The organism is Pseudomonas bharatica CSV86 (genome assembly GCF_000319305.2).
GTDB classification, from domain to species: domain Bacteria; phylum Pseudomonadota; class Gammaproteobacteria; order Pseudomonadales; family Pseudomonadaceae; genus Aquipseudomonas; species Aquipseudomonas bharatica.
Genome location: NZ_AMWJ02000002.1, coordinates 2,560,300 through 2,571,783, shown reverse-complemented (window position 1 = coordinate 2,571,783; position 11,484 = coordinate 2,560,300). Strand labels below are relative to the sequence as shown.

Annotated in this window: 8 protein-coding genes and 2 pseudogenes; 4 read left to right on the top strand and 6 right to left on the bottom strand. The window is 59.1% G+C overall.

What is annotated here, in order from left to right; all coding sequences use genetic code 11:
- The first annotated feature begins 1 nt into the window (after nt 1).
- The gene (gene gmhB, locus CSV86_RS25670; protein ID WP_009401852.1) at nt 2–535 is read left to right on the top strand and encodes a D-glycero-beta-D-manno-heptose 1,7-bisphosphate 7-phosphatase; all 534 of its coding nucleotides are present in this window, start codon (nt 2–4) and stop codon (nt 533–535) included.
- A gap of 64 nt (nt 536–599) precedes the next feature.
- On the top strand, nt 600–1,373 hold the full coding sequence (locus tag CSV86_RS25665) for a lysophospholipid acyltransferase family protein (protein ID WP_009401853.1): 774 nt from the start codon (nt 600–602) through the stop codon (nt 1,371–1,373).
- Nucleotides 1,374–1,548: 175 nt separating this feature from the next.
- Here CSV86_RS25665 and CSV86_RS25660 read toward each other — a convergent pair.
- The 3 genes and pseudogenes from CSV86_RS25660 to CSV86_RS25650 all read right to left on the bottom strand — a co-directional run.
- Nucleotides 1,549–2,502: pseudogene (locus CSV86_RS25660) on the bottom strand (MFS transporter); the annotation flags it as partial.
- Between the two features lie 58 nt (nt 2,503–2,560).
- The gene (locus CSV86_RS25655; RefSeq protein WP_000610830.1) at nt 2,561–3,838 is read right to left on the bottom strand and encodes an ISL3 family transposase; all 1,278 of its coding nucleotides are present in this window, start codon (nt 3,836–3,838) and stop codon (nt 2,561–2,563) included.
- Nucleotides 3,839–3,850: 12 nt separating this feature from the next.
- Entirely contained in the window at nt 3,851–4,855 is a 1,005-nt protein-coding gene (locus tag CSV86_RS25650) for a permease (RefSeq protein ID WP_040363373.1), read from the bottom strand.
- Between the two features lie 141 nt (nt 4,856–4,996).
- Here CSV86_RS25650 and CSV86_RS25645 point away from each other — a divergent pair, with 141 nt between their 5' ends.
- On the top strand, nt 4,997–5,311 hold the full coding sequence (locus tag CSV86_RS25645) for an ArsR/SmtB family transcription factor (protein ID WP_000349485.1): 315 nt from the start codon (nt 4,997–4,999) through the stop codon (nt 5,309–5,311).
- A gap of 175 nt (nt 5,312–5,486) precedes the next feature.
- Here the strand turns inward: CSV86_RS25645 and CSV86_RS25640 are convergent.
- Nucleotides 5,487–6,163, bottom strand: a pseudogene (locus CSV86_RS25640) (MFS transporter); the annotation flags it as partial.
- Between the two features lie 109 nt (nt 6,164–6,272).
- A complete protein-coding gene (locus CSV86_RS25635; RefSeq protein ID WP_009402570.1) occupies nt 6,273–7,922 on the bottom strand; it encodes a GMC family oxidoreductase in 1,650 nt (549 codons plus the stop codon).
- 138 nt (nt 7,923–8,060) lie between these two features.
- Between CSV86_RS25635 and CSV86_RS25630 the strand changes: the two genes are divergently transcribed.
- Nucleotides 8,061–8,948 carry a LysR family transcriptional regulator gene (locus CSV86_RS25630; RefSeq protein ID WP_009402569.1) on the top strand — a complete coding sequence of 296 codons (888 nt, stop codon included), beginning with the start codon at nt 8,061–8,063 and terminating at the stop codon, nt 8,946–8,948.
- Nucleotides 8,949–9,064: 116 nt separating this feature from the next.
- On the opposite strand, the gene gyrB is transcribed toward CSV86_RS25630, so the two are convergent.
- Nucleotides 9,065–11,482 carry a DNA topoisomerase (ATP-hydrolyzing) subunit B gene (gene gyrB / locus CSV86_RS25625; RefSeq protein ID WP_009402568.1) on the bottom strand — a complete coding sequence of 806 codons (2,418 nt, stop codon included), beginning with the start codon at nt 11,480–11,482 and terminating at the stop codon, nt 9,065–9,067.
- Nucleotides 11,483–11,484: the final 2 nt, after the last annotated feature.

The window sequence follows — 11,484 nt, the reverse complement described above, 5'->3', positions numbered from 1 at the left end:
CTTGAAACTGCTGATTCTCGATCGTGACGGGGTGATCAACCAGGACTCCGACGCCTACATCAAGTCGCTGGATGAGTGGATTCCGATCCCCGGCTCGATCGAGGCCATCGCGCAGTTGAGCAAGGCCGGCTGGACGGTGGCGGTCGCCACCAACCAGTCCGGCATCGCTCGTGGCTATTACCCGCTGTCGACCCTCGACGCCATGCACGCCCGCCTGCGCGAGCTGGTGGCCGGTCTTGGTGGCGAGGTCGGCCTGATCGTCCATTGCCCTCACGGGCCGGACGACGGCTGCGATTGCCGCAAACCCAAGCCCGGCATGCTGCGCGAGATTGCCGCACATTACCGGGTCGAGCTGACCGGCGTGTGGTTCGTCGGCGACAGCAAGGGTGACCTGGAGGCCGCGCTGGCCGTCGATGCACAACCGGTCCTGGTGCGTACCGGCAAAGGCGAGAAGACCCTCGCCAAAGGCGTACCACCGGATACACTGGTCTTCGACGACCTGGCCGCCATCGCCAGAACACTTATCCACACCTGACGCGCCGGCCCTTGCGGGCGCGTTCTTACTTCGAGCGGGCACGCCCGCAACGGTACACGCTGCTATGTCGATCCTGCAGGCGATCAGAATTTTCCTGTTCTATGTGCTGCTGGGGACCAGTTCGCTGCTCTGGTGCTCGCTGAGCTTCTTTGTCGCACCGTTCATGTCGTTCCCGGTGCGCTATCGCTTCATCAATGTCTACTGGTGCCGCTTCGCGCTGGTGCTGGTACGTGTATTCCTCGGTATCAAGGTCAAGGTGACCGGCGCCGAGAACATCCCCGAGCGGCCTTGTGTGATCGTGTCCAATCACCAAAGCACCTGGGAGACGTTCTTCCTTTCTGCCTATTTCCAACCCTTGAGCCAGGTGCTCAAGCGCGAATTGCTGTTCGTGCCGTTCTTCGGCTGGGCCATGGCCATGCTGCGGCCTATCGCCATCGACCGGGACAACCCGAAGGTCGCGCTGAAACAGGTCGCGAGCAAGGGCGACGAGCTGCTCAAGCAGAATGTCTGGGTGCTGATCTTCCCGGAAGGCACCCGCGTGCCTTTCGGTCAGGTCGGCAAGTTCTCCCGCAGTGGCGCAGCCTTGGCAGTGAACGCCAACCTGCCGGTGCTGCCAATCGCTCATAACGCCGGCAAGTTCTGGCCGAAAGAGGGATGGGGCAAGCGTTCCGGCACCATCGAGGTGGTTATCGGCCAGCCAATGTGGGCCGAGGGCTCTGGCCCGCGGGCCATCGCAGAGCTGAACGACCGCGCTGCGGCGTGGAACGAACAGACCCAGCGCGACCTGGGTTCCCTGCCGCCACAAGCCACCACCAGCGAAACTGCCTCGGTGGCCTGAGGCGATCTGTGGATAACTTGTTGACAATATTTGGATGACCCGTGAAAAACGAATGCAACTTGCTGATATTCATACATATTTCTGTGTGTGAAGGTTCCAGGTAAATCGTGCATAAGTTTTTTCGCGGAATTAAAAAACCGGCTTTTAAGCCGGTTTTTTTGTGCATGGGATCAGCTCAGATCTTGTCGATATCCACATCCCGGGTTTCTTTCAGGCAGAACAGACCTACCACCAGGCTGACCCCGGTAATCAGTACCGGATACCACAGTCCGTAGAAGATATCCCCGGTGTATACCACCAGGGCGAAGGACACGGTTGGCAGGAACCCGCCGAACCAGCCATTGCCGATGTGATAGGGCAGGGACATCGACGTATAGCGGATGCGGGTCGGGAACAGCTCGACCATCACCGCCGCCAGCGGGCCGTAGGTCATGGTGGCGATCAGGATCATCACCACGATCAGCAGGACCACCATCGGCTGGTTGACGTTGGCAGCCTCGGCCTTGGCCGGGTAGCCGGCCTTGTCGATGGCGGCACGCAGGGCTGCTTCGTCGAAGCCGTCGATGCGCTGCTCGCCAACGGTCACCGCCACGGCACTGCCGGCTGGCAGGGCTTGCGAGCTGTAGGGAAGGCCCTGCTTGACCAGGAAGGTCTTCACCTTGTCGCACGGGCTGTCGAAGCGTGCCTTACCCACAGGGTCGAACTGGAACGTGCAACCGGCCGGATCTGCGAGTACCACAATAGGCGCCTGGCGGCTGGCGGCGTCGATCTGCGGATTGGCGTAATGACTCAGGGCCTTGAACAGCGGGAAGTACAGGACGGTAGCCAGCAGCAGGCCAATCATCAGGATCGGCTTGCGCCCCACGCGGTCCGACAGCCAACCGAAGAAGACGAAGAACGGGGCGCCGATCACCACGCTGATGATCAACAGCGAGTTGGCCTGGGCCGGGTCCATCTTGAGCATCTGGGTCATGAAGAACAGCACGTAGAACTGGGCGGTGTAGAAGGTCACCGCCTGTCCAGCGTTGATGCTGAACAGCGCGGTCAGTACCACCTTCAGGTTCGGCCAGGAGGTGAACGACTCGCGGATCGGTGATTTGCTCACCTTGCCCTGGGCCTTCATTTTCACGGGTATACGGATTTAATGGTTGATGGGGCACCTTTACCCCACCAACCTGATACCATTATCAGATGGTTGATAGATCGACTCCGTAGTTGAGTTCCTCTGCGAAGTCCGGCAGTCCGTAACCGATGGTTTTCTTGTAGAAAGGAGAGACCTTCGCAGTCGGTGCCTTCTTCTTGTGCTTCGTGGTGTAGAGCATTCGTGCCCGCATCACCTCGAAGGAGTAACCGCGCCCTTCACGGTTCTTGTCCTTGGCCAGTCGGTTGATGGACTCCGTGTAAGCGTTGGTGACGGGCATGTCCGTCTCGAAGTAGGTCATGGTCTCTTCGCGCCAGTTTCCCACTGCCCTGACCAGATCGCTCCAGACTTCCTTTTGGCCCTTCGGGATGGTGGCTATCCACTCGTCCAGGGCGGCTTCTGCCTGGAGCCGTGTGGTGGCGTCCCAGATGCCGTAGAAGCGCTCCTTGTGCTCGTAGGCGGCCAGCAGTTGCGGGAACGCGCCTGTCCAGGTCTCCATGATGAGGCGCTCCCGGTCTGAGACTTCGTGAGCGCGTTTCAGCAGGATTTTCCGGTCTCCCTTGAGAGTCCGGCTCTGGGACGGTTTCAGCTCCTTTCTGAGGCCCTTGCGCACTCTCTCTAGGGCATCGTTGGCCATGCGCACCACATGGAACTTATCGACCACGATACGGGCCTGGGGCAGCACAGCCTTGACCGCTGCCCGGTAGGGGTTCCACATGTCCATGCTGACGATCTCGACCTTCTGCCGGTCTTTCAGCTTCATCAGGTAGTTGGTCACCACGTCCTGGCGGCGGGTGGCCAGCAGGTCGAGCAGGGTTCGCTCCTCAATGTTGGTCAGAATGCAGCGGTAGCGCTTGTTCAGGTATAGCTCGTCAATGCCCAGGATGCGGGGCGTCTCGAAGCGGTGCCAGCGCCCCAGGAACTCGGCGCGGGCGTTGAAGATGTCGCGCACCGTCTTCTCGTCCAGGCCGGTCTGTGCCGCCACAAAGGTGTAGGGGTGGTTGAAGGATTCCTTCTCCACGTACTCATGCAGCCGCAGTGTCATACGGAATCCGTCCACCATCTCCGGTAGCTGGGGCCTGAATGTTGTCTTGCAGGCCCGGCAGGTGTATCGGCGGCGGACCACCCAGAGAGTGACCCGCTTGCCGTGGATGGGCAGATCACGATAGGGAACGTCACGCTTGCCGAACCGCACGAACTCACCCTGCACGCCGCACCCCTCGCAGGCTACTGGTGTAGGTGCTTCAAGCCGAAAATGTATGTCTTCATTCTGCTCATCAGAATCCACCAACTGGTACCCAGGAAGGCTTAACGAATTAATCATCTCCCGCCTTGATCAGAAAAACAGGTAGGTGGCGTAACCGGCAATCATCGCCATAGCAAAAATGACTGCTAAAAACGCCGCTAAAAGCTTCAGCGTGAACAAAGAGCGCAACAGAATGAGCTCAGTCAGGCTGGCTCCGGCACTGCCGATGATCAACGCTAGCACCGTCCCGGCACCCACGCCTTTGGCCATCAGAGCCGCTGCCAGAGGTATGACGGCTTCAGCGCGAATATACAACGGCACGCCGATGACAGCGGCAACTGGAATGGCAAAGGGATTATCTGGGCCTGCATACTGCTCCAATAAGTCAGTGGGCATGAAACCATAGATCACGCTGCCAATCGCAATACCGATGAGCAGGTAAGGCAACACATCGATAAAGTCCGACCAAGCTTCCCGCCACACACCACTGTACTTCCCTTCTTTCTTAACCGTGACAGTGGGTTGACTGTCACAGCATTCGCTAGACGTAGAGACTGTTGTCTTCCTATCAGCCCCGCAAGAAGCCGTCTTCGGAGTGGTGTCGCAGCTGTTGGTGCCGCAACTCGATGCGGTCGATGTAGCACTGCACGGGCTTGCTGATGAACTACATCCACTGCTCTCTTGTGTCGCCGTCCGGCGCACATAACGCTCGAAGCCAAGCGTGTGAAGCAGCCATCCGGCACCTACCGCGACCACCAAAGCGGCGAGCACATAGATAGCAGTAAGTGTCCATCCAAACGTGGCAACCAGCAGGCCGACGACGATAGGATTCAGCAACGGAGATGAGAAAAGAAACACCATCATCGGCCCAAAACCGGCCCGTGCCCGAATCAACCCTTTCAACATGGGGATAGTCGAGCAACTACAGAAGGGCGTTATAGCTCCTAAACCAGCAGCAAGAAAATAGCCTCGCTTCCCACTGGAAGTCAGTAACGCTTCCACCTTGGATGGTGGGATGTGACGTTGAAGAACTCCGACCAGCAAGCTAATGCCAATGAATAAAACCGATAGCTCGATAGCGAGAAAGGCGAACATGCCTAGAGCGTCTTGGAGTTGAGATGACATTCAATATTACTCCTATATTTCTAGTATTGTCGAAATGATGTACGCAGCCTACTTGCGTTTATCCGACCTGTCAACTATAATTCTAGAAACATCGAATTATTGGGGCGTGCTATGGATCACGAAAAGGTTGCAGCCAGCTTAGCTGAGCTAGGGAATAGTCACCGACTGTCCGTGTTCCGCTTTCTGGTCAAAGCTGGCCATGATGGGGCTTCGGTCGGAGATATCCAGAAGGGGCTGGGTATTCCTGCTTCGACGCTATCACATCACCTTGCGCGCATGGCCAAGGTAGGGCTGATCCGGCAGGAGAAACATAGCCGCACGATTGTCTGTATACCCGAGTATGGGCACCTAGAGAATTTGATCGGTTTCTTACAAGAGGAATGTTGTGCAGGTGTCCGGATTGCGCATGAACCAGAACCGCTTTGACGCTTGCCCAGCTCTCGCTGTCCTCCCTAGTCAGCATCGCTATGAAGACTCAGGCGAAGGTGGAAACAGAAAATTGGCAGTAGAGTAGGCTGAAGAGGATCAATCAGATAATCCGCTGAGAAAGATTTTCTTCTTTACATCTTTGGCATTTTATCAACCAGAAATTCCGGATACCCATTTTCACGAAGGCTGGCGACTCGTGCATGCTCATGCGGATCCAGGTAGAGATCGCCAGCAGCACGATGGAAAGCAGGAATGGCAAACGCCAGCCCCAGGTTTCGAACTGGTCGCCACTGATATACCGGCTGCCCAGTACCACGATCAGCGAAAGCAGCAGGCCGAGCGTGGCGGTGGACTGGATGAACCCGGTATGGAAACCGCGCTTTCCGGGTGGCGCGTGCTCGGCCACATAGGTAGCCGCGCCGCCGTATTCACCCCCAGCGCCAGGCCCTGGAGCATGCGCAGCACGACCAGGATGATTGGCGCAGCGATGCCGATGCTGGCGTAGGTGGGCAGCAGGCCGACAGCGAAGGTCGACAGGCCCATGAGCACGATGGTGACCAGGAAGGTGTACTTGCGCCCGATCATGTCACCGAGGCGACCGAACACCAGGGCACCGAAAGGCCTGACCAGGAAGCCTGCGGCAAAGGCCATCAGCGCGAAGATGAACGCCGTGGTGTCGTTGACCCCGGCGAAGAATTGCTTGCTGATAACCGCGGCCAGGGCCCCGTAGAGAAAAAAGTCATACCACTCGAAAACCGTCCCGAGGGATGACGCGAAAATGATCTTGCGCTCTTCGCGACGGCTGTTGGCCGTCGTGGTCGCGCCCTGTTGCTGGAGGGTGTCCGACATCGTGCTGTCCTCGGCCCCGTCGTGGGGGCACAGTGATTATTGTTGTTGTCCACTGTCGACACCGGTCGACTGCTGCCGGTGTCACTCTTGCGCGCCGCCCGGCCAAGGCTCAGGGCGTCGTTATCGTTGCTCGGTCACTACGCTTGCCAGCGGCCTCATGGCCCTGGCGAATCAGTTGCGCGGCCTTCTCCGCGATCATCAATGTGGGGGAACAGGTGTTGCCGGACACTATGTTCGGCATGATCGAGGCATCGGCGACCCGCAGGCCGGGCACGCCATGCACCCGCAATTGTGCGTCCACCACATCCAGCGGACCGCTGCCCATGCGGCAGGTTCCGGCCGGGTGGAAGATCGTGGTGCCGATCTGGCCGGCGGCCTTTTGTAGTTCTTCTTCGCTATCCAGCGCTGCGCCCGGCAGGTATTCCCTGGGCGAGAAGGGCGCCAGGGCAGGGGAAGCGACGATGGCGCGGGTCAGGCGGATGGCTTGGGCGGCAACCTTGAGGTCTTCGGCTGCGCTGAGGTAGTTGGGGTCGATCATCGGCGCCACGGACGGATCGGCGGAGCGGATATCCACACGCCCGCGGCTGACCGGGCGCAGGTTGCACACCGAGGCGGTGAACGCGGCGAAGCGGTGCAGCGGTTCGCCGAAGCGGTCCAGTGACAGCGGCTGGACGTGATACTGCAGGTTGGCCGAGGTCTGCTCCGGACCACTGCGCACGAAGGCCCCCAATTGACTCGGCGCCATCGCCAGTGGTCCGCTGCGGTCATAGAGATAACGCAGGCCCATGCCCATCTTGCCGAACAGGCTGTTGGCAACCTGGTTGAGGGTGCGCACGTTATCCACCTGGTAGATCAGGCGCAGTTGCAGATGGTCCTGGAGGTTACCGCCGACACCCGGCAGTTCGTGCTGTACGCCGATGCCCAGGCGTTCGAGCAACGGCCGCGGACCGATGCCGGAGCGCTGCAGGATGCCCGGAGATCCCACGGAGCCGGCGCACAGCAGGATCTCGCGACGGGCGCGGAAATCCTGCCACTGGCCCTCCCGACGTCCCCGTATCGCCGCCGCACGACCGTTCTCGAGGAGCACACGATCGACTTCGACGCCGGTGAGCACGTCGAGGTTGGGACGATCTGCGATAGGGCGCAGGAAGGCTTTGGACGCGTTCCAGCGCACGCCGGATTTCTGATTGACCTGGAAGTATCCACAACCCTGATTATCGCCACCGTTGAAGTCATCGACGCTCGCGATACCCTGCTGGGCCGCAGCCTCGCGAAAGGCATCGAGGATCGGCCAGGAATAACGCTGCCGTTCCACCCGCCATTCGCCTTCGCTGCCATGTACATCCGAAGCGCCGGCAAAATGCTTTTCGCTGGCCTTGAACAGCGGCAGCACATCCTTCCACGCCCAGCCGGGGTTACCTTCCTCCGCCCAACGATCGTAATCGCCGGCCTGACCGCGCATATAGATCATGCCGTTGATCGACGAACAGCCACCCAGGACCTTGCCCCTCGGATAGCCAAGGCTGCGTCCGTCAAGGCCAGGCTGGTTCTCGGTCTTGAAGCACCAGTCGGTGCGGGGATTGCCGATGCAGTAGAGGTAGCCCACCGGAATATGAATCCAGGGGTAGTTGTCGCGCCCTCCCGCTTCAAGCAGGGCGACACGGCAACCGGGATCGGCGGAAAGCCGGTTGGCCAGCAGGCAGCCAGCCGGGCCGGCGCCGACAATGACGTAGTCGTAGGACAGTTCGGCTGATGGCATTTCAAACCTCTCGCCTGATTTTTATTCTTGTCTTGCCTCAGTGTTGTTGATTACTTTCGAGTTGAAAACGAGAGATTTCACTCAACCGTTGTGCGTTTTAGCACAGCGCCAACGAGGCCAGCGATGAACGGGACCAACATGTTCGACTGGAATGATCTGCGGTTTTTTCTCGAACTTCAGCGCAGCGGCCGCCTGCTGACCGCCGCCAAGCGCCTCAATACCACCCACAGTACCGTGGCCCGGCATATCGAGAATATCGAGCAAAGTTTGGGCACGGCGCTGTTCGTCCAGCATGCCCAGGGCTATGAACTGACCCCATCCGGGCAGGCTTTGCTCAAGCATGCGGAGGCGATGGAGAACGTCGCGCTGCTGGCGCAGGAGGAGATCACCCAGGCGATTACGCCGCTCGGCAAGATTCGCCTGGGGGTCACCGAAGGCATCGGTATCGTGTTCTTCACTCCACGACTGAGCGGGTTGTTCGAACGCTATCCGGGCCTGGAGGTAGAGCTGGTGGCGGTGCCACGCTTCGTCAGCATCATCAACCGCGAGGCGGAAATCAGCATTCACCTTGAGCGGCCCAACGCCGATCTGCTGATCACCCGCAAGCTCACCGACTATCGCCTGGCGCTCTATGCCAGCCGCGAGTATCTGGCCCGGGCGCCCGCTCTCAACAGCCGCGAGGACCTCGCTCGACACAGCTGGATCGGCTATGTCGACGACCTGCTGTTCAGCCAGGAATTGCTGTTCCTGCACAGCTTCTGCCGGGCGCCGAACGTGGTGTTCCGCAGCACCAGTGTGATCGCCCAGCAGCATGCCGCTAGGGCGGGGTTGGGTATTGCGGTGTTGCCCAACTACATGGCCCGGCACGACCCTGAACTGGTGCGCATCCTGCCCAGCGAAACCATCCAGCGCAGCTACTGGATCAGTACCCGCCGCGAGCTGCACAAGTCCGTACGCCTGCGGGTGGTCTGGGATTACTTGCTGGCGCTGTGCGCCGAGGAGCAGGGCGAGCTATTGGCCGAGTAAGGGATACTAGGGATGTTTCACGTGGAACATTGCGAAATCTCGCGGCGTTATAAATGAAGAAGGCCAACCCCATAGGGTTGGCCTTCTTCATGCTTTGGTGAACTTCTCCCGAGTAATCAGAAGTCCAGGTTAGCCACCGACAGCGCGTTGCTTTCAATGAACTCGCGACGAGGCTCCACCGCATCGCCCATCAAAGTGTTGAAGATCTGATCAGCAGCGATCGCGTCTTCGATGGTGACCTTGAGCATGCGACGCACGGCCGGGTCCATGGTGGTTTCCCACAGCTGGTCCGGGTTCATCTCGCCAAGACCTTTGTATCGCTGGATGGTGTGGCGCTTGGTGCTTTCGGCCATCAACCAGTCCAGACCTTCCTTGAACTCGTTGATCGCTTTCTTGCGCTCACCGCGCTGCACGTAGGCGCCTTCTTCCAGCAACGACGCCAGCTGAGCACCGAGCGCGGTGACAGTGCGGTAATCGTTGCTGCCGAAGAAGTCACGGTTGAAGGTCACATAGCTGGCCAGGCCATGGGAGGTGATTTCCACCTCCGGCAACCAGATATTGCGCTCACGGTCTTCACGCAGGCTGGTCTTGTACAGCAGACCAGACTTCTCGACGCCGTTCAGGCGCTCCTGGAACTTGTCCAGCCACTCCTGCATCGCGGCCTGGTTGGACAGCTGCTCCACGGAAACCGCCGGCAGGTACAGGAAGTGCTCGGTCAGCTCCTGTGGATAAAGGCGCGACAGGCGCTTCAGGGTTTTCATCACGCCACGGAATTCATTGACCAAGGCTTCCAGCGCCGGGCCGGAAATCGCCGGGGCAGACTCGTTCAGGTACAGGGCAGCGTCCTCGAGGGCCGACTGGGTCATGTATTCTTCCATGGCCTCGTCGTCCTTGATGTACTGCTCCTGCTTGCCCTTCTTGACCTTGTACAGCGGCGGCTGAGCGATGTAGATGTAGCCGCGCTCGACCAGCTCAGGCAACTGACGGAAGAAGAAGGTCAGCAGCAGGGTACGGATGTGCGAACCGTCAACGTCAGCATCGGTCATGATGATGATGTTGTGATAGCGCAGCTTCTCGATGTTGTACTCTTCGCGCCCGATACCACAGCCGAGGGCGGTGATCAGGGTGCCAACTTCCTGCGAAGAGATCATCTTGTCGAAACGGGCCTTCTCGACGTTGAGGATCTTGCCTTTCAACGGCAGGATGGCCTGGGTCTTGCGGTTACGACCCTGCTTGGCCGATCCACCCGCGGAGTCACCCTCCACCAGGTAGAGTTCGGAAAGGGCAGGGTCCTTCTCCTGGCAATCCGCCAGTTTGCCCGGCAGGCCGGCGATATCCAGTGCACCTTTGCGACGGGTCATTTCACGGGCTTTGCGCGCCGCTTCACGGGCACGGGCAGCGTCGATCATCTTGCCAACAACGGCCTTGGCTTCGTTCGGGTTTTCCAGGAGGAAGTCGGAGAAGTACTTGCCCATCTCCTGTTCCACGGCAGTCTTCACTTCCGAGGAAACCAGCTTGTCCTTGGTTTGCGAACTGAACTTCGGATCCGGCACCTTGACCGAGATGATCGCGGTCAGACCTTCACGGGCATCGTCACCGGTAGTCGCGACCTTGTTCTTCTTGGCCAGACCTTCCTGCTCGATGTAGTTGTTCAGGTTACGGGTCAGCGCGGAGCGGAAGCCAACCAGGTGGGTACCACCGTCGCGCTGCGGAATGTTGTTGGTGAAGCACAGCAGGTTTTCGTTGAAGCTGTCGTTCCACTGCAGGGCGATCTCGACGCCTACGCCATCTTCACGCTGCACGCTGAAATGGAAAACCTGGTTCACCGGAGTCTTGTTGGTGTTCAGGTATTCAACGAACGCACGCAGGCCACCTTCATAACGGAAGAACTCTTCCTTGCCTGCACGCTCGTCCTTCAGTTGGATACCGACGCCGGAGTTCAGGAAGGAAAGTTCACGAATCCGCTTGGCCAGGATGTCCCAGCTGAAGTGGATGTTCTTGAAGGTTTCAGCCGAAGGCTTGAAGTGAATCTGGGTACCGGTGGTTTCACTTTCGCCAACAATTTTCATCGGTGCTTGTGGAACACCGTGAACGTAGACCTGCTCCCAGATCTTGCCGCTGCGGCGAACGGTCAGGGTCAGTTCTTCGGAGAGCGCATTTACTACCGAGACACCTACGCCGTGCAGACCACCGGAAACCTTGTAGGAGTTATCGTCGAACTTACCGCCGGCGTGGAGAACGGTCATGATGACCTCTGCCGCGGAAACCCCTTCCTCTTTATGCACATCGACCGGAATGCCGCGACCGTTGTCGCGCACAGTGATGGTTTCGTCAGGGTGAATGATTACGGTGATGTCGTCGCAATGGCCGGCGAGGGCTTCGTCGATCGAGTTGTCGACCACCTCGAACACCATGTGGTGCAGGCCGCTACCATCATCGGTGTCGCCAATGTACATACCGGGACGTTTGCGTACGGCATCAAGCCCTTTCAGCACCTTGATGCTGGAGGAGTCGTACGTTTGATTTTCGCTCATGC

What these genes read in the sequence shown, in the direction of transcription:
- CSV86_RS25665 (WP_009401853.1), top strand. Translation starts at nt 600, where the DNA reads ATGTCGATCCTGCAGGCGATCAGAATTTTCCTGTTCTATGTGCTGCTG.
- CSV86_RS25655 (WP_000610830.1), bottom strand. Translation starts at nt 3,838, where the DNA reads ATGATTAATTCGTTAAGCCTTCCTGGGTACCAGTTGGTGGATTCTGAT.
- CSV86_RS25650 (WP_040363373.1), bottom strand. Translation starts at nt 4,855, where the DNA reads ATGTTCGCCTTTCTCGCTATCGAGCTATCGGTTTTATTCATTGGCATT.
- CSV86_RS25645 (WP_000349485.1), top strand. Translation starts at nt 4,997, where the DNA reads ATGGATCACGAAAAGGTTGCAGCCAGCTTAGCTGAGCTAGGGAATAGT.
- CSV86_RS25635 (WP_009402570.1), bottom strand. Translation starts at nt 7,922, where the DNA reads ATGCCATCAGCCGAACTGTCCTACGACTACGTCATTGTCGGCGCCGGC.
- CSV86_RS25630 (WP_009402569.1), top strand. Translation starts at nt 8,061, where the DNA reads ATGTTCGACTGGAATGATCTGCGGTTTTTTCTCGAACTTCAGCGCAGC.
- gyrB (WP_009402568.1), bottom strand. Translation starts at nt 11,482, where the DNA reads ATGAGCGAAAATCAAACGTACGACTCCTCCAGCATCAAGGTGCTGAAA.